The following is an 18,253-nucleotide window of genomic DNA, read 5'->3' on the forward strand; positions in this document are numbered from 1 at the left end:
TTGAGAGAATTGAGATTGGAGATTGTCAATAGTCCATGGTCCATAGACGATAGAAGCGGGATTTCCAATCTTCATTATTCAACATTCATCATTCGGTGTTCAATATTTCAGAGATTGGAGATTTAGAGAATAAAGATCAAGAGACTCGAGATTCGCCAAAATCTTCTCTGCTGCCCGTATTTCTACTTTCGTATTTCGTAATTCTAGTTTCGTATTTCTAAATTACCTTCAAAAAGATGTTAACCCCATGACACTGATTCCTTTCCATAGCGAAACGCTTGTCAGCGCTCTTTCCAAAGAGGAGGTCATGGAGCATATTTCCAAAAAAACACTGGAGGTCAATTTTCTCGACAAACGAACCGAGCTTTCCCGCAAGGCTTCCTTCAATGGGATCGTCGGCAAAAACAGTTTTCGCATTTCCAAAGTCATCAATCGAAGCAATACCTTTCTTCCTTTGATCTTGGGAGAAGTCGAGGAAACTGCTCGGGGTTCTATCCTTTTTCTCCAATACAAACTATTTCCGGGAGCCCTCTTTTTTGTGGTTTTCTGGAGCATCATCCTATTGGCTTTTGCTGGATTTTTTCTGGGCTTAGCAGATAATTATCTCAATGGATTTATCTGTCTGGCTTTGGCTATTTTGAACTATTCCCTGGCCATTTTCTTTTTTCACAGACAAGTCAAATCCTCCAGGGAGGAATTTCACCAACTGATTAACCTACAAATGAAGGATTAAAGCGCTCGCAACTAGGGAAAAAAGCCTTTTGCCCTTATTTTAGCGGCCGGAAATCTGAATTCAATAAATCCACTGTCATGAGCATACGCATAGAAAAAGACACGATGGGGCCTGTTGAGGTGCCTGCAGACAAATATTGGGGAGCGCAAACTCAGCGTTCTATCAACAACTTCAAAATCGGTGGCGAAAAGAACCGCATGCCGATCGAAATCATCCGCGCTTTTGCCATTTTGAAAAAAGCTGCTGCGCAAACCAATGCTGAATTGGGCGTTTTGGCTCAGGAAAAAGCAGATATCATCTCTACGGTTTGTGATGAGATTTTGGCAGGAAAACTGGACGATCAGTTCCCTTTGGTGGTTTGGCAGACCGGTTCTGGTACCCAATCCAATATGAACTCCAACGAGGTGATCGCCTACAGAGCGCACGTATTGCAGGGAGGATCTTTGGAAGATGCCAAAAAATCCATCCACCCAAATGACGATGTGAACAAGTCTCAGTCTTCCAATGACACCTACCCAACGGCTATGCACATCGCTGCATACAAAATGGTGGTAGAAACGACCATCCCGGGCGTTCAGAAATTGAGAGATACCTTGGATGCCAAATCCAAAGCTTTCAAAGATGTGGTGAAAATCGGCCGTACCCACTTTATGGATGCGACTCCACTGACTTTGGGACAGGAATTTAGTGGATATGTAGCTCAGTTGGATCATGGATTGAGAGCATTGAAGAATACCTTGGCTCACCTTTCTGAATTGGCTTTGGGTGGAACAGCCGTAGGAACCGGACTAAACACGCCACAAGGATATTCTGAATTGGTAGCGAAGAAAATCGCAGAATTCTCCGGACAGCCTTTCGTGACTGCCCCTAATAAATTCGAAGCTTTGGCAGCACATGATGGCATGGTAGAAGCACATGGCGCCTTGAAGCAATTGGCTGTTTCCTTGATGAAAATCGCCAATGACATCCGTATGCTTTCTTCTGGTCCAAGATCCGGTATCGGAGAGATCTTGATTCCTGAAAATGAACCAGGATCATCCATTATGCCAGGAAAGGTAAACCCAACTCAGGTAGAGGCTATGACGATGGTCGCTGCCCAAGTGATGGGAAATGATGTGGCTGTTTCCATCGGTGGATCCAATGGTCATTTCGAGCTGAATGTATTTAAGCCAATGATTGCGGCCAACTTCCTACAATCTGCAAGATTGATCGGAGATGCTTGCGTATCTTTCAATGACAACTGTGCTGTAGGTATTGAGCCAAATACGCCGATGATCCAACGTCACTTGGAAAACTCCTTGATGCTGGTAACAGCTTTGAATACCCATATCGGCTATGAAAATGCTGCTGCAATCGCCAAGAAAGCACATAAAGAAGGTACCAGCCTTCGTGAAGCTGCTATCGCCTTGGGTCTTCTTACCTCAGAGCAATTCGATGAATGGGTGAAGCCTGAAGATATGATCGGAAGTTTGAAATAAGAAAGCTGAAACGTGACCAATTCCCCCTTATCAAGGGGGCAAGGGGGATGTTCAATACAAAGCCTTTCCAGCAATGGGAAGGCTTTTTTATTTTTCGATTTTCACCACAGAGACACAGAGAACGCGGAGCTTTCAATGAGAATTTCTTTCCGTCATTGCGATCCGCCTCGGCAAAGTGGCAATCTCTTCCTCCAACAGATAAGCACAGGTTTTAAATCTACGCGCATCCAATTCCCCCTTATCAAGGGGGCTAGGGGGATGCTCTAATTGGATAATTCAATCCCCTTCTTCCAAAAAACTATCTCCAAACCACAAAATTACTTACTCAAAACACCAAAAATACCCAGTACAGGGTATTGCGAAACTGAGATGATTTTTCGTTTTTAATAACCAGAAATCGAGGAAAAGAAAAAAACATTGTATTATTAAATAACGAAAACAATCAAATACATTCAATATAAATTAGATTTTTAGTCCAATTTGGAAATAAAATGAACAGAGGTTCAAAACAAAACGCAACAGATTCAACTAAAGCAATTGCTTATCAATTCTGCATTGCATTAGAAAAATGTTTTGAATTAAACGAAGGACAATCTGTAATAATAGAATATTATGGAGACGTTTCAATTTCTGGAAAAACTCAAATAGAAGTAAAAAACTACAAAAGATCACTTTCAAATCTTGACCAAAATTTTTGGAAAACATTAAAGAATTGGATGGAGGATGAATTTCCAAGAGAAAATTTTCAAAGTTTTATTTTGTGTACAACACAACAAATAAGCCTTAAATCTGAATTTTTGACATGGAACGAAATAAGCAGAAAAGAAAAACTTGAAATTCTAAAAAAAATATTTGAAGAATATCAATTAAAAAAAAGAAAAGATAAAAATACTGTAGAATATCTTAATTATGTGATGAGTCAAAATAGAAGAGAAAATCTAAATTTTATTTTAGATAGATTTACAATTCAAAGTTCTCATTACAACTATCAGGATAAATATAAAAAAATAAAAGAAATATATTCAAAGCCAATTCCAAAATCTAGTCAAGAAAAATTTATTAATTCACTAATTGGCTTTATAATTTCACCAAAAATTTCAAATGAGAACAAATGGGAGATAACTTATAATTTATTTATTTCGGAAGTTCAAGAGTTAACTAAAAGACTAAAAGATGAATCCGTAATTTTCCCAGAAAAAATTAAAATAAAGGAAATAAAGAATAGTGAATATATGGATTCATTATTTGTGAAAAAAATAAAGAAAATAGATTATCATGAAGTAATAATAGAAGCAATATCCGATTATATTCATACAAATAGCATTGCAATCGAAGATTTTAAAATTGGAAGTAAGTTTAAACAATTACAAGATTATAAAAATGATATTCATGAGAATTATAAAATCAAATATAGATTTGCAAAAAGAAATGCAAGCCAAATAAATACAAATAATAGTGCTAAAGATTTTTATGACAACTTTTTATCAGAAAATCCACCATCATTCTCAACATATAACACTGTTCCATCATATTTCCGAAGAGGGTTAATTCATAATATGGCAAATTCTGACAAAACATTTAATATAAAATGGAATCTAGACGATGAATGATTTTGGTGAAAGCATATATAAAATATACAATAATCCATTTATTTTAACTCCCATAATAATTTCTTTTTATAAAAATTATTATGGGAATGAGAAAGACATTTTACTCTCTTATTTAATACTTCCTATTGTACTAGAAATAGATCATCTTTCAGAGATCAAAATGATAAATGTTAAAACCCCATTAAGTAGGTTTACCAAAAACAAAGAATTCATGGCAGGTTTTTATGATCGATTTGAACATTATCAACATATTACAAACCTTTGCCTAAAATATGCTCTAGAATGTGATTACATAAAAATTAATCAAAACTTAAAAGTGACTGTAATAACTGATGAAATATTATATACAGACCCATCATTAAAAAAATCTTTAGAAATTTCAAATAATTTACACAAAGTATTTAAAAAAATAAATATTGTAAATATATATCAAGCATTTGGGATAAAGAAATTATGAAAAGTCATATAGCAAAATTAGGTCTATTCGATAAGAACGGAAGAGAGCATTCAATTAGGTTAGAAGAAGGGGTAAATATAATAACAGGCCGTTCTTCAACAGGAAAAAGCTCATTAATAGAAATATTTGATTATTGCTTTGCTAGTTCCGAATACACTATTCCCGATGGTGTTATAACAGAAAATGCAAGTATCTACTTCACAATAATATCAATAAAAGATGCATTTTTGGTTTTAGCAAGAGATCCCGAAAGACATACAAGAGCTTTTTTTAGATATGATTTAAAATTTAGTTCAAATTTAGAGATAAATATTTCTTACTTTGAGGATGATTATTTTTTGAGATTAGGAGACTTTAAATCAATCCTCGGAAATTTTTTGGGAATAGACATTGTCGATACAGATGAAGATTTAGAATTAAAAAAACAAAGAAACAAAAGTAAAGGACGACCTTCAATAAGAAATATGACATCATATTTCTTACAACATCAGAATTTAATAGCAAACAAACATTCATTATTTTATCGTTTTGATGAAAAAGAAAAAAGAGAACAAACTATTGATCAATTCAAAATATTCTGTGGATTTGTTGATCAGGAATATTATATAAAAAAACAACAGCTTAACGAATTATTTATAGAATTAGAAAAGATTAAAAAACAGAACAATATCTTAGATGAAAGTAAATCTCATCTTTCAGAAAAACTTCAAGAATATTTGGAGGAATATAAAATAATAGTTGGAAAACCACTGTTTAATACTTTTGATCTACAAATAATTTCAAATCCAAAGGAATACCTTGATATTATTGAAAACTATGAAATTGAAGCAGATTATGAATCAAATGAATTTATTAAAAGGTTAAATCAATTAAATTTTAAAAAGAACGAAGAATTAGCAAATCGAAGGGAAAAAATTTTTCGCCTTAACCAAATAAATTCCACAATAGAATACGCAAGAAAATATGAGAACACCATTGACAATATAAAACCTCTTGAGGATGTTCGAATGACAAATTCTGAATGTCCATTTTGTCACCACAAAAATGGTGATTTAAAAAATGAATCAAACAAACTTTCCGAGGCAATAAATTGGTTAAATACTGAACTTTTAAAGACACCACTTCTTATTGACTCTTTAAAGCCTGAAAAACGAAACATTACAAAAGAAATAGAATTTATTGATAGTGAAATTTCTTTTTTGAATAGGCAAATAAAGGAAATTCATAAAATAAATGAAGAGCTTAAAAGAAATAAATCTTTGGAAGAACAGGGCTTAAAGATAATACTACAAATAGAAAATATTCTTGAGGAAGTAATTCAAATAAATAATAAGTTCTTAGATCAAAAAGTAAACAATTTAGAGTTCAAAATTAATTCCCTAGAACTGGAGTTGAAGTCAAAATACAATTTTAAACAGAAATTGGAAAAGGCACAGAAATATATTAATAAACATATGAACAGGCTAGGGTCTAACCTGGATTTTGAGAAAACATATAAACCAATAAATTTAAATTTCAATATTGAAACTTTTGAACTTTATCACCAAAGAAAAGATAAAAAGAAAGTTTATTTAAGATCAATGGGAAGTGGTGCAAATTGGCTTTATTCTCATATATGTTTATTTACTAGTCTACTTAGATATTTTTGTTCTTTACAAAACAAATGCAAAATTCCCTCGATACTATTCCTAGATCAACCTAGCCAAGTATACTTTCCAACAATCTTGGATACAAGTACCACAGAATTTAATCCTGAAATTCTCAAAAAATTGGAAAATAAAACCGAAATGATAGATGAAGATTTGAAAGCTGTAACAAATCTTTTTGATCAATTAGTTGATTTGTGTAATTCAATTCAAGAAGAATCAGGCTTTAAACCTCAAATAATTATTACTGACCACGCAGACAATCTTCATTTGAAAAATGGAGACTTTGAAGAACTTGTTAATGGAAGAAGGTGGAGAGGCAAAGACAGTGGTCTAATAAATTTTTCCAAAATGAATTAGAATTTCCCCCACTAAGCGTAGATTGCATCTACGCTTTTATATTTCTAGGGATTGGCAATTCAAACACCAATTACTCAACTGACCACTGATCCCAAACCACTACCCACTCAAAAAGCCCCTTTCACCATTTTTAACGTGCCGATCCAGTCTCTTTTTCGATTACAGGCGTTACATTCAACTATGATTAAATCCAATTTGAAAAATCTGGCAGGAATGGGATTGATCACCCTTACCCTGGCTACTTCTTGTACCACTTCTTCCCTGATTACTGCCCCTCCGATTACTTATTCTTCTCTTTCCCCCAAGCAAGCTGAACTCACCGATCAGCAAAGTCGCCATTGGGGACATCTGGATCTTCAAAAGGATACCATCCCAGGAATGAGTGTGGATCGTGCTTATGCGGAGCTTTTGAAAAAGAAAAAAGGCGAACCGGTTATCGTAGCGGTGATTGATTCGGGAATTGATCTGGATCATGAGGATATTCAGGAGGTTCTTTGGACCAATCCGGGCGAGAAACCGGGTGATGGCATTGACAATGATGGAAATGGCTACATCGATGATATCCACGGCTATAATTTCCTAGGCGAATCCTACAATGAGCAAATGGAAATGGCTCGAATCCTTCGCTTGAAACTCGGAGACGAAGCCTATCAGCAAGCGGCTCGCGAAAAGCTGGATGAGAAAGTCGCTGAAGCCAAGTCTACTTTGCCTCAGATCAGACAAATCAGACAGGTGATCACCATGGCTGATGGCATGATGCAGGAAGCTTTGGGAAAGAAGACCTATACCTTGGAGGATTTGCAGAACTTCGAACCACAAAATGGCCAGCAACAGCAGATCGTGGCTATGCTTTCTCAAGTTTATGAAATGGGACAGACCGTTCCTGAGGCTCTTCAAGACTTGGAAGAAGGAGCCAAATATTACAATGAGCAGCTGAAATACAATCTCAATGAGACTTTCAATGGCAGAGAGCCTGTTGGAGACGATCCTTATGATTTCTCCGATCAGGACTATGGAAATGGAGATCCGAATATCCGCGTTTCCGATGAAAGTCACGGTTCCCATGTGGCCGGGATCATCGCTGCTGCCCGAAACAATAAAAAGGGAATGGATGGTGTGGCTCAGAATGTTCAGATCATGTCTGTTCGAGCCGTTCCCAATGGAGACGAATATGACAAGGATATCGCTTTGGCGATCCGCTATGCCGCAGACAATGGCGCCAAAGTCATTAATGCAAGCTTTGGAAAGCCCTTTTCTCCAAATTCGGAATGGGTCTATGAGGCTTTGGAATATGCAGCTTCCAAAGATGTGCTCTTTGTGCAGGCAGCAGGAAATGATGCATTGGACTTAGACAATCCGAAGAACACAGCTTTCCCAAATGATCATCCTGAAAGTGAGTCTAAAGAGTTTATCAATAATTATCTAACCGTAGGTGCTTTGTCACCTTATTTAGGAACTGATCTAGTGGCTATATTTTCGAATTATGGTAAAGAGAATGTGGACATTTTTGCTCCTGGTGATGAGATTTATTCCACAATTCCTGATGATGGGTACAAGTTTGAGGGTGGAACCTCCATGGCTGCTCCGGCAGTTACGGGTGTGGCTGCGATGATTCGTTCTTACTATCCGACATTGACTGCACCGCAGGTGAAGAAGGTGATTATGGAATCTGGAATTCCATTGGATATGGAAGTGTTGGTGGGTGGAGCTGATGGAGAGGAGAAGCCATTTTCAGAAATCTCCAAGTCAGGCAAAATCGCCAATCTCTACAATGCTCTGATCTTGGCTAGCCAAGTCGCGAATGGAGAGGTTAGTTTGTAGAACAAAGTTTAAAGAAATTCTAAAGGTGCAGCTTTATTTGCACCTTTTTTTGAACCTTTGAGGTTTGAAAACCTCGAAGGTTTTATTTTTTCATTTTCACCACAGAGTCTCGGAGAACGCAGAGATTTCACTGAGAATTTCTTTTCGTCATTGCTATCAGTCTCAGCGGAGTGGCAATCTCATTTTTCACACAGATCAACACAGAAAAAGTTACAGGTTTTCACAAATCCAAAATCGAAAACGCAAACAATTCCCCCTTTTCAAGGGGGCAAGGGGGATGTTTTTTACCTTGACTTACCAGAAATGAGAAGGTCTTATTTCTTCATTCTTACCACAGAGACGCAGAGAACGCAGAGGTTTCACTGAGTATTTCTTTCTGTCATTGCGAACGCAGGGAAGCAATTCTCACCAGATTTATTAATGCCAATCCATCACCAGCCACTTCAAAGCAAATTTCGAAATCTCTCAATTGCCATCTATTTATAAATTTTGTTCTTAGCTCAACTCTAGTGGCGCGGTGGGAAGAGCTGGCAGCGGGGTGTGCGGTTGGATTGTGGGTGGAAGTCCCGCAGCTATCGGGACCAGATCTTGTCCTCGATAGCAATCGGGATTTTGGTTCTTTTGTGTCAAGACAAAAGAACATAATTAAATAAAAATGAAATGATCATTAATGGCTTATTAGGACTTTAATAAATATTGAAATTATCCTTTATGAAAACTTAAAAACTTCATCAGCGATAGCTCGCCACACTTCACTGTTTCCAATCGGGCGAACAAAGAAATATAAAAGATTAGCTGCGGCCACGAGCAATAATGCCGGATGCCATCTCTTCAGCCTCCAACAAATAATGATAATGGGCAGAATGCAAAAAATGGTGGAAAAGAAAATCACATCGATAAAGTCATACCGCTCAGTCCCGAAAAATATCATAAATGGAATAATCGCTAACCTAGATAAGGCCGGCATAAATGCCCAAAACACAGTAGATATCATCCACATGGCATGATCTTCTAAATTTTTCACCTTGAAAATTCCTATCAAAACACTGGCTGCAAAGCCTATGATCGTAATTAGGTCTGTAAAAGAAACCCCATAAAGGAAGTCAGCTGAAATTATCGGGTTGGTCTCCAATGTTTCAAGTGCCCTTAAGTTATTGGGAATAATCGTCAGAGCTGAAAATGTCACTCCACCAGCTAAAAACAAGGCCATGGTTCCAAAAAACTTATGTTGTTTGACCTTACCCCGGGTAATCAAATAAGGCTGAATAATGATCAGGACATACCAAAGTATAGAGGAAATGCCATGCATATGGTGATGCCAGGTGGCCTCTGGCAACCTGAATAAATAACCTCTTGAAAAACCCATCAGGGCAACCACCAATGGAATAATCAGCCATATATGGGCATTCTTAAAATCAGCTAGAGTCAATTTATTTGGCATAATATCTCAAAATACAGAATTATCCGTAGAATAAATTAACTAATAATCAAGTAGTTACGTCCATAAATCATAACTCTGATTATTTTTTCAAAATGATTTTTAGACTTAAAAATAGAGTTGAATACCAAGTCGGGTGACTTATACCGATAAATAGTCTGTTTTATTGATTCTTTCGGCACCTCCTCGGCAATAAGATGGTAACTATTAACAATATATCGTGGCCGAGGTGAGACGTAGGAAACATTCTCAACCCCGGGCTAAAGCCCAGGGCTATTCATCTTCAGCCCCTCCAGGGCTAGAAACGTAAATATGAATATCATTCATTCTGAAAGAGCCCATTTGTAATAGAGCAAGTCTCCCGACTTGGACATAAAAATATTGCAGTCTAAGACTGCATTATTAGAATCACAAGTCAGGAGAATTGAACCCGTAGGACATTCTCACAATCTGGAAAATGACATAGAATTAGGATGATGGTTCAATTCCAGCAAACTTCGGTCATCGGACATCGGTCTTCCGTCCCTGATAAACAAAGAGAATTTGGATAATGGAGCATTCGCACATATTCAGATTATTTTAATTTACTCCCAAACTCATAAGTCCCCGAAACGACTTCAAAAACTGCCTTTCCATCTTCATACTTGATGAATTTTAGGCCTTTGGCTTGATCAACTGGCTTTCCGCTTTCAGAAATATCTGAAACCGAAGTAGAAGGAAGATAAAGCGTTGCCGAGGTATTGGCTGGGACAGTCGCTTTGTACATCAACTGATCTCCCTCCACTTTCCAATCGCTTTCGATTTTGCCATAAACAGTATCAATATAGCCAGAAGCAAAAGTCATTTGACCTGTAGGATCTGGAGTAGGCTGAAGAATAAAATGCTTGAATCCTGGAATCACAGGATCTCGCTGAATCCCCAGGGAATAATTATACATCCAGGCCCCAACTGCTCCAAAGGAATAATGATTGAATGAATTCATGCTGTTATTTCCTCCAAAACCATTGTCAACGGTATAGGAATTGAGCCTTTCCCAGATAGTCGTGGCCCCATTGATCACAGGATAGAGCCAACCCGGATAGTTTGTTTGTTGTAAAAGGTTGTAAGCTAAATCATGCCTTCCAGCGGTAGAAAGAGCCTCATTGATGGAGGCCGTACCGATAAATCCAGTCATCAAAGAATACTTCGGTCTGGTCACACCAGAATCATCGATATTTTCCCTCTCAATCGTAGCGAAGAAATTTTCCTCCACTTTTGGTCGGTTTTCTTCTGAAATGGCCTGCATATTCAATGGAATAGCATAAGATGCCTGAGTATCCATAGGCTTGCCCTCTGGGGATTCATTGCTTGGCGCAGGCGCCCCAAATCCCGCACTGACCAATTCGGATTTGACAGTTTTCCTATTCTTATCCAGATACTTTTGATTCAAGAACTCGATTCGAGCTTCCCTTTCTTTCCAGAAATCAGCGGCATCAGCAGTTTTCCCCAAGAGCTCAGCTGTTTTAGCCAAAATCTCCAAATCATAAATTTGGTAGGAAGTCCAAAAGAGCGTGTTGTCATTTTTGCCATTTTCTGGACTCAGCCAATCTCCCAATGGACCTTCATTTAAGATTCCATTTTCAGGGTCTATTTTGCTTGCCAAAAAGTCCACATAGCGCTTCATGGCTGGATAGTTTTCCTCCAAAATCTTCAAATCCCCGTATTGGCGATACACTTCCCAGGGAATGATGATGCCAGCGCTCCCCCAAAGCGTACCTCCAAAACCACCACCCACCGGAGCCACATCAGTAAATCGTCCATTCTCTCCTTGCATATCACGCATTGCCATCATATGCCTTCTTAAGAAAAGATCCGCATCAGCGAGATAGGTGGATGCTTTCGCAAAAACATTGATATCGCCACTCCATCCCATGCGTTCATTTCGAGCAGGAGTATCCGTTGGGATAGAAAGGAAATTGCCTCTCAAAGACCAGGTGATATTTTCCCAAAAGCGATTGACCAAAGGATTGGAGGTAACATAAGAAGAATTGATTTCCTCAATGGAACTGATCACCAAGCCTTCGATATCATCCATAGGTATCGCCTCATCAATTCCTGTAATTTCAAGAAATCGAAATCCATGAAATGTAAATTTAGGCTGGATGGTTTCATCTCCTCCTTTTAGCTTCCAAACATCCTGAGCCAGTGCTGCACGGATATTTTCCAACATGATCATCCCAACTTCTTCACCATGCTCCTGAAGATCTGGATATCGCACTTCGGCATATCTCAAGACGACTTCTTGTCCTGCTTTGCCATTTTTCATCTGTATTTTCGGTACACCAACCATGTTTTGTCCCATGTCATAGACAAAGACACCCGGCCTGACTTCCTCCACTGATTGAGGCTTCATCACCTTGACAACTTTGGGACTATTTCCCAACTGGGCTATGATTTGCAAGTCGTCATAACTCACCGATTCAGGACCAAACCTTCCCTGAAAAGTTCCTACATAGGCAGTTCCTTCTAGCGGAACTTCGACAGCTGATTTCCACTTTTGGTCATCATAGTCTGCCTTCGTCCAACCTGTAATCGCGCTTTCTTTGGAGCCATCATAAACTTCCCCTTGGAAAAAGCTTCCATACCGAATCGGCCCATCCAAAAACAATTTCCAGGATTCTGGATCAGAAATGATTTCCTGAGTACTTCCATCAGAATATGTCACTACCAATTTGGAGAGTAGGGACTGTCGATCCCCAAAGAAATTCCAGTGGTCTCCGGAGAAAGTAATATTTCCACTCCACCAGCCTTCACTCAACCATGCTCCCATGGCATTGGGCTTCCCGGACTGAATCATATCCGTGACATCAAAAGTCTGGTACATGTGGGTTTTGTTGTATTGGGTCAAGCCTGGATCAAAATAATCATCACCTACTCGCTCGCCATTGAGAAACATTTCATAAATCCCCCTCGCTGTTAAATAAAGGCGAGCTTTTTCGATTTTTTTATTCTCCGCAGTAAAAACCGTCCTCAGCATTGGAGAGGCATTTTTACTTGGATCTGCCAAAATCAAGCTGGCTTTCCCATCCCCAGAAACCATCAAACCATTGGAAGTTAAGTCTGACTTGGAAACCGATGGGCTAAAGATTCCCTGATAATTCTGATTGAAATTTTCCTGATAAAGGGCATTGGAAGGAAAGCGATGATTGCGGACTTCTACCTTAGAAAAAATGGCCTTTTCGCCCACACCCACATAAAATCCAATATCGCCAACCATCGGGAAAGAGATATAATCATTCCCTACTCCAATTGGATTCAAATTCACTCCTGAACTGGCAAAAGGACCTTGGCCGATCTTTTCTTCCTGTGTCAAATTATAATCTCCCAAAAATATATTGGTGATCCCAAAAATGGTTTCGATACGAAAATCCTTTTTGCTGTATTGATTTGCCTGATTGAGGACTTCCGAAGGGATGGCCAGAGACTTAAGTGGAGTTTCATTACTGTCCTTTTTATCATATCCAACGCGGAAAATATGAAGTTGTGCCAAACCTTCCGCTGAGCCATTTATACCTGAAATATCGAGTTCGAAACGGATATAACTCTCATCTTTTCCAACCTGAACACCCATGATATTTTTATTGCGATCCATCAATCTGCTGTCATTGGCACCGAATACGAAAGACGCTTTTTTACTCTCACTTGCCTGATCCAATTGAAGGGAATACAGAATCTTGAAAACCGATAAATAATGGGAGTAAAAGTTCAAATCCTCGTCTCCTCCACCTATCCATTTGGCCCCAGACCAAGCTTCAATGCCCGGATTCATCAGCCCCGTTTCAAACCAAGATTCAGTAGTGCTTGATGCGCTATCCTGATCCCAAACGGTCAGATTCCAGTAATATCGAGTCGTAGGCTGAAGTGGTTTTCCAGCATATTTGATTCCCAAAGATTCACTTCCGTCTACTTTTCCAGAGTTCCAGACTTCAGCATCATTTTCATCTTTTACTACAATCTGCCAAGCTTCCTGAGAAAGACCTCTTTTTGTACCAATAGCATCCATTTGCCAAGAGAACCTGGGATTTGTACTCTCGATACCCATTGGTTTGGCAGCATATTCGGTTTTGAGATTGGTAATTTGAAAATCAGTCTGAGCAGGACTTTCAGAAGCAAAAGCTATTAGGAACAGCAGGAAAAAAGAAGCAGTCAAGTTTCTCATTTGGAATTGGGTTCTTGTTAATCAGATAATTAGAGCAGGGCCACTCTATTGTTCCAAAATGAGAAAATAAATTGAAAAATGTATCCTGTGGAGAAAGGTTTGGGAAATTGTTTAGTTCAAAGATGTTGTCAAAGTCTAAAAAGAATGCTTTTGATACTCTTTAAAGATAGCCTATTAACCCGCTGTTCGAGATTTGCAATCTCGAACCCTAATCCATTGAGTTTGCAACTCAACAATCAGATGATTAAAAAAAGGATGATTCCGTTTTCTCCTCTGCCACGAAAATATTGTTGCGCAGGTAGCGCAATTCTCTTGACTCGTGCTTTTAACATTGAAGTCTAAGACTGCAATATTTTTAGATTCAAGTCGAGAGACTTGAAACGCAGAAAACAAGAAAGTAAAACCAAAGAAAAAGATTAATTTAAAGCCTGAACCTCAACCCAAAAGCCATGAAAATCAGACTTTTCTTTTCTGCTTCTTTCCTTTTTTTAATTATTCTTTCAACCCATGCTCAAGAACTCTTTCTCTACAAGGAACTCGATACCACAAAGCTTTTTGTGGAAGTACTTTATCCTGAGGAAATGGAAGAGGGACAGGAGTATCCAGCAGTGGTTTTTTTCTTTGGAGGAGGATGGGTTGGCGGATCCAGAGAGCATTTTCGCCCACAGGCAACCTACTTTGCCAAAAGAGGCTTGGTTTGTTTTCTGGTAGATTATCGCACCAGAAGTGTCCATCAGACTCCTCCTTTTGAGTCTCTGAAAGATGCCAAATCAGCTATTCGCTTTGTTCGTTCCCATGCAGATCAATTTCATATAGATCCAGATCAAATCATCGCTGGTGGTGGATCAGCCGGTGGTCATTTAGCCGCTGCCACCGCTTTGGTTTCCGGATTCAATGATGAAAAAGACGATTTAGCGATCAGCCCCATTCCCAACGCATTGCTACTTTTCAATCCAGTGATCGACAATGGTCCCGGAGGATATGGATTTGAGCGAGTTGGAGAGGCTTTCAAGGAATTTTCTCCGCTTCACCTGATTCGAAAAGGAGCTCCACCCACTTTATTTCTATTAGGCACGAAGGACAATTTGGTTCCTGTGGCAACTGCAGAATACTACAAAACCGTCATGGAAAAAGTAGGCAGTCGATGCGATTTACATTTGTACCAGGATCAGCCTCATGGCTTTTTCAACTATCGGAATTTTGAGTTTTACGAGAAGACTTTGCTGGCTGCTGATGAGTTTTTACAGTCATTGGGATATCTAAGCGATCAGCCAAAAGTGAAGATTGAATGACAAAAAGCAGAAAATTAAATCACAAAAATTCTGTTACAAGCCAATCAAAATCACGAGATTAAAGAGGAGTTTTTACCGATTTAAAACCCAAAGAATCAGATCCATTTATGGCATTCATAGATTATTACGAAGTATTGGGTATCCCCAAAACTGCCGATGAAAAGGAGATCAAAGTGGCCTATCGAAAAATGGCCCGGAAGTACCATCCCGATCTCAATCCTGACAACAAGGAGGCTGAAAAGAAATTCAAGGAAGTCAACGAGGCCAACGAGGTCCTCAGCAATCCTGAAAATCGCAAGAAATACGATAAGTATGGCAAAGACTGGAAGCATGGAGAGGAGTTTGAAAAGGCCCAACAACAGCGTCGCCAGCAGCAATCCCAATATTCTCAACACGGTTCAGGTGCTGAAGGCTTCGGAGGGCAGGATTATTCTGATTTCTTTGAATCCATGTTTGGAGGGGCCAGTGGACATTCCCGACAGAGCCATAGACCCAAATTCAAAGGCCAAGATTACAATGCCGAACTGCATCTGGAACTCAAAGATGTCTACACCACCCAAAAGCAAGTGCTCACTGTCAATGACAAGAAGATCCGGATCACAATCCCTGCTGGGGTAGAAAATGGACAGCTGATCAAAATCAAAGGCAATGGCGGCCCTGGAATGAATGGTGGTCCCAATGGTGATTTGTACATCAAGTTTATCATCAACAACCACACAGAATTCAAGCGAGAGGGAAATAATCTCTATAAGGACCAGCCAGTCGATCTATATACCGCGATTTTGGGGGGAGATATTCATGTAGACACCTTTGACGGCAAAGTCAAACTGAAAGTGAAAGCTGGAACAGGAAACGGAACCAAAGTCAAGTTGAAAGGCAAAGGCTTTCCGGTTTATAAAAAAGATGGAGAATTCGGAGATTTGATTTTGACCTATCAAATCCAGATTCCGGAAAATCTATCCGAAAAAGAAATCGAGCTGTTTAAAGAATTACAAAAAATTAAAGAAGGATAATGGAAACGCAGTTTATATCGATCAGTACCATTTGTGTCAATTACCATATTGAATCCTCCTTTTTGATGGATTTAAGCAATATCGGTTTGATACAAATCGAAATTATAGAGCAAGAACAATACATCCACCATGATCAAATTGCAGATCTGGAAAAGATGATTCGTCTGCATGATGAATTGGATCTGAATCTGGAAGGAATTGATGTGGTTTTCAATTTGCTGGCAAAACAAAGAGAGCTACAAAAGGAGCTGACTACTTTGAGGAATAGATTGAGGCTTTATGAGTAAGTCTTATTTTTAGGCTTTAAACAAAATTGAATGATAGAAAGACCCAATCTGCTCGTAGTCTGTGGAAAAAATAAAAAGAGAAGTAGAACAGCAGAATCCATTTTTAAAAACGACCCACGATTTGCCATTAGATCGGTCGGATTAAGCCCAAAAAGCGAAAGAAAAATCTCAGAAAATGACCTAAACTGGTCTGATTTAGTATTGGTGATGGAAACAGATCATCGCCAAAAAATCGTGAAATTGTATAGAAACTTAGACTTACCTATTATCAAGGTCCTCCACATTCCAGACGATTATGAGTATATGGATGATGAGCTAATTGATTTATTACATGATCGAATTAATGAAGCTTTTGAATTAGAATTTGAAATCTAATTTTTGAAAATTTTATCTTTTTAAACCTCAATTTTTATGTCAGAAATCAAAAAGCCAGGTGTTTATATTGAAGAACAAAATACCTTTCCAAATTCAGTAATTGAAGTAGCTTCGGCCATTCCCGCCTTTGTGGGATATACTGAAAAAGCTTCTTACGAGGAGAAATCATTAATCAACAAACCTATTAAAATCAGTTCATTGAATGATTTTCAAGCTTGTTTTGGTGGTCCGCCTCTTCCTCAATTTTCTATCGAGAAAGTTGCTGTTCAGAGTTCGTCAGATTTGGTTTCCCATGGTCAGTTCTATCAGATCAAACAATCGGATAATAGATATCTCCTCTATTCCAGTATTTTACTTTTCTTTCAAAATGGCGGAGGCAGCTGCTATATAGTATCGGTTGGCGATTACAAAAGTCCTATTGGTGCAAATTCATTTTTTTCAGGTATAAAGACTCTGGAAAATGAGCAGGAACCAACCCTTTTGCTTATTCCAGAGGCCATCCTTCTTCCTGATTCAGATACTTGTGCAACAGTCCAAAAGGAAATGCTCAGACATTGCGGTGAAGTAATGAAAAACAGAGTTGCAATTCTGGATCTGTTTGATGGCTATAAATCTCAAAATGACTTAATAGGAAATCCAGTAGAGAGTTTTCGGAAAAATATCGGAACCGATAATCTTAGCTATGGGGCAGCATATTACCCTTGGCTCAATACAAGTATAGTCGAGAAATCTGATTTGGGAATAGCAAATATTAGCAGTGCGGAAACACTTCAAGAAATCCTAAAAAATGAGCTTATCCAAAAGGGAATTAAAGACGACGATCCCAAGTACAAGTTAGTCTATGATGATATCGACAAAATCACCGAAAGTAACTTATCCGATAGCGATCAGACTAGACTGAATCAGACTTTCTTCCAAATCGGTCAGGCCTTTCGATCCATTATCCAATCCATTCAGCAACAATTAAATCTTCTTCCTCCATCCCCTGCTTTAGCTGGAATTTATACTCTTGCAGATAATTTTGAGGGAGTCTGGAAAGCCCCTGCCAATATGAGTTTAGCATCTGTTATTTCCTTACCGGTTGCTATCAGAGATGAAGAACAAGGTGATTTGAATAGTCCTTTGGATGGAAAAGCAATCAATGCTATCCGATCTTTTATTGGACAAGGAGTTTTGGTCTGGGGAGCCAGAACATTGGATTCAAACTCCCAAGATTGGAGGTATATCAATGTTCGAAGAACAATCATCGTGCTTGAACAATCAATAAAGTTAGCTTGCAGAGCCTATGTTTTTGCTTCTAATGATACCCAAACCTGGACATCTGTCAAAAGCATGATTTCTAATTTCCTGACCAATTTTTGGAAAAGCGGCGGATTGGCGGGGCCTAGTCCGAATGATGCTTTTCAAGTATCTGTTGGACTTGGAGAAACGATGACGGCCCAAGATATTTTGGAAGGATTAATGAAAGTGGTAGTCAAAGTAGCTATTCTACGTCCTGCGGAATTCATGATAATCTCCATTGATCAACAAATGCAAAGAGCGTAA

General features: G+C 38.6%; 13 protein-coding genes. 11 read left to right on the forward strand and 2 right to left on the reverse strand.

What is annotated here, in order from left to right; genetic code table 11:
- Positions 1-247: 247 nt before the first annotated feature.
- From BUF13_RS08860 to BUF13_RS08885, 6 genes are all read left to right on the forward strand, one after another.
- Positions 248-733 carry a hypothetical protein gene (locus tag BUF13_RS08860; RefSeq protein WP_073571412.1) on the forward strand — a complete coding sequence of 162 codons (486 nt, stop codon included), beginning with the start codon at positions 248-250 and terminating at the stop codon, positions 731-733.
- A gap of 77 nt (positions 734-810) precedes the next feature.
- On the forward strand, positions 811-2,211 hold the full coding sequence (gene fumC / locus BUF13_RS08865; RefSeq protein ID WP_073571413.1) for a class II fumarate hydratase: 1,401 nt from the start codon (positions 811-813) through the stop codon (positions 2,209-2,211).
- A 491-nt stretch (positions 2,212-2,702) separates the two neighbouring features.
- Positions 2,703-3,821 (forward strand): hypothetical protein, encoded by a 1,119-nt coding sequence (locus tag BUF13_RS08870; RefSeq protein ID WP_073571414.1) that lies wholly within the window; start codon positions 2,703-2,705, stop codon positions 3,819-3,821.
- On the forward strand, positions 3,814-4,278 hold the full coding sequence (locus BUF13_RS08875) for a three component ABC system middle component (protein WP_073571415.1): 465 nt from the start codon (positions 3,814-3,816) through the stop codon (positions 4,276-4,278). The genes BUF13_RS08870 and BUF13_RS08875 overlap by 8 nt, the downstream gene beginning before the upstream one ends.
- Complete coding sequence (locus BUF13_RS08880; protein WP_073571416.1) at positions 4,275-6,284, forward strand: DUF3732 domain-containing protein; 2,010 nt, start codon at positions 4,275-4,277, stop codon at positions 6,282-6,284. The genes BUF13_RS08875 and BUF13_RS08880 overlap by 4 nt, the downstream gene beginning before the upstream one ends.
- Before the next feature lie 180 nt (positions 6,285-6,464).
- A complete protein-coding gene (locus BUF13_RS08885) occupies positions 6,465-8,105 on the forward strand; it encodes a S8 family peptidase (protein WP_073571417.1) in 1,641 nt (546 codons plus the stop codon).
- Positions 8,106-8,814: 709 nt separating this feature from the next.
- Here the strand turns inward: BUF13_RS08885 and BUF13_RS08890 are convergent.
- Together BUF13_RS08890 and BUF13_RS08895 are read right to left on the reverse strand one after the other, a co-directional pair.
- Positions 8,815-9,546 carry a hypothetical protein gene (locus tag BUF13_RS08890; RefSeq protein ID WP_073571418.1) on the reverse strand — a complete coding sequence of 244 codons (732 nt, stop codon included), beginning with the start codon at positions 9,544-9,546 and terminating at the stop codon, positions 8,815-8,817.
- Between the two features lie 571 nt (positions 9,547-10,117).
- Positions 10,118-13,741 (reverse strand): family 78 glycoside hydrolase catalytic domain, encoded by a 3,624-nt coding sequence (locus BUF13_RS08895; RefSeq protein WP_073571419.1) that lies wholly within the window; start codon positions 13,739-13,741, stop codon positions 10,118-10,120.
- Positions 13,742-14,190: 449 nt separating this feature from the next.
- Here BUF13_RS08895 and BUF13_RS08900 point away from each other — a divergent pair, with 449 nt between their 5' ends.
- From BUF13_RS08900 to BUF13_RS08920, 5 genes are all read left to right on the forward strand, one after another.
- Positions 14,191-15,033 (forward strand): alpha/beta hydrolase, encoded by an 843-nt coding sequence (locus BUF13_RS08900; protein WP_073571420.1) that lies wholly within the window; start codon positions 14,191-14,193, stop codon positions 15,031-15,033.
- A 107-nt stretch (positions 15,034-15,140) separates the two neighbouring features.
- Positions 15,141-16,046: a DnaJ C-terminal domain-containing protein gene (locus BUF13_RS08905; RefSeq protein WP_073571421.1), complete on the forward strand. Its 906-nt coding sequence runs from the start codon at positions 15,141-15,143 to the stop codon at positions 16,044-16,046.
- Positions 16,046-16,333 carry a chaperone modulator CbpM gene (locus BUF13_RS08910; protein WP_073571422.1) on the forward strand — a complete coding sequence of 96 codons (288 nt, stop codon included), beginning with the start codon at positions 16,046-16,048 and terminating at the stop codon, positions 16,331-16,333. The genes BUF13_RS08905 and BUF13_RS08910 overlap by 1 nt, the downstream gene beginning before the upstream one ends.
- 30 nt (positions 16,334-16,363) lie before the next feature.
- Positions 16,364-16,708, forward strand: a complete 345-nt coding sequence (locus BUF13_RS08915) for a protein-tyrosine-phosphatase (RefSeq protein ID WP_073571423.1) — start codon at positions 16,364-16,366, stop codon at positions 16,706-16,708.
- Positions 16,709-16,744: 36 nt separating this feature from the next.
- A complete protein-coding gene (locus BUF13_RS08920; protein ID WP_073571424.1) occupies positions 16,745-18,253 on the forward strand; it encodes a phage tail sheath family protein in 1,509 nt (502 codons plus the stop codon).

Source organism: Algoriphagus zhangzhouensis, from assembly GCF_900148515.1.
Classification (GTDB): domain Bacteria; phylum Bacteroidota; class Bacteroidia; order Cytophagales; family Cyclobacteriaceae; genus Algoriphagus; species Algoriphagus zhangzhouensis.

Bases quoted from the DNA above. Each gene is read 5' to 3' on its own strand.
- BUF13_RS08885 (WP_073571417.1), top strand. From the start codon at position 6,465: ATGATTAAATCCAATTTGAAAAATCTGGCAGGAATGGGATTGATCACC.
- BUF13_RS08910 (WP_073571422.1), top strand. From the start codon at position 16,046: ATGGAAACGCAGTTTATATCGATCAGTACCATTTGTGTCAATTACCAT.
- fumC (WP_073571413.1), top strand. From the start codon at position 811: ATGAGCATACGCATAGAAAAAGACACGATGGGGCCTGTTGAGGTGCCT.
- BUF13_RS08900 (WP_073571420.1), top strand. From the start codon at position 14,191: ATGAAAATCAGACTTTTCTTTTCTGCTTCTTTCCTTTTTTTAATTATT.
- BUF13_RS08895 (WP_073571419.1), bottom strand. From the start codon at position 13,741: ATGAGAAACTTGACTGCTTCTTTTTTCCTGCTGTTCCTAATAGCTTTT.
- BUF13_RS08920 (WP_073571424.1), top strand. From the start codon at position 16,745: ATGTCAGAAATCAAAAAGCCAGGTGTTTATATTGAAGAACAAAATACC.
- BUF13_RS08875 (WP_073571415.1), top strand. From the start codon at position 3,814: ATGAATGATTTTGGTGAAAGCATATATAAAATATACAATAATCCATTT.
- BUF13_RS08880 (WP_073571416.1), top strand. From the start codon at position 4,275: ATGAAAAGTCATATAGCAAAATTAGGTCTATTCGATAAGAACGGAAGA.
- BUF13_RS08890 (WP_073571418.1), bottom strand. From the start codon at position 9,546: ATGCCAAATAAATTGACTCTAGCTGATTTTAAGAATGCCCATATATGG.
- BUF13_RS08905 (WP_073571421.1), top strand. From the start codon at position 15,141: ATGGCATTCATAGATTATTACGAAGTATTGGGTATCCCCAAAACTGCC.
- BUF13_RS08870 (WP_073571414.1), top strand. From the start codon at position 2,703: ATGAACAGAGGTTCAAAACAAAACGCAACAGATTCAACTAAAGCAATT.
- BUF13_RS08860 (WP_073571412.1), top strand. From the start codon at position 248: ATGACACTGATTCCTTTCCATAGCGAAACGCTTGTCAGCGCTCTTTCC.
- BUF13_RS08915 (WP_073571423.1), top strand. From the start codon at position 16,364: ATGATAGAAAGACCCAATCTGCTCGTAGTCTGTGGAAAAAATAAAAAG.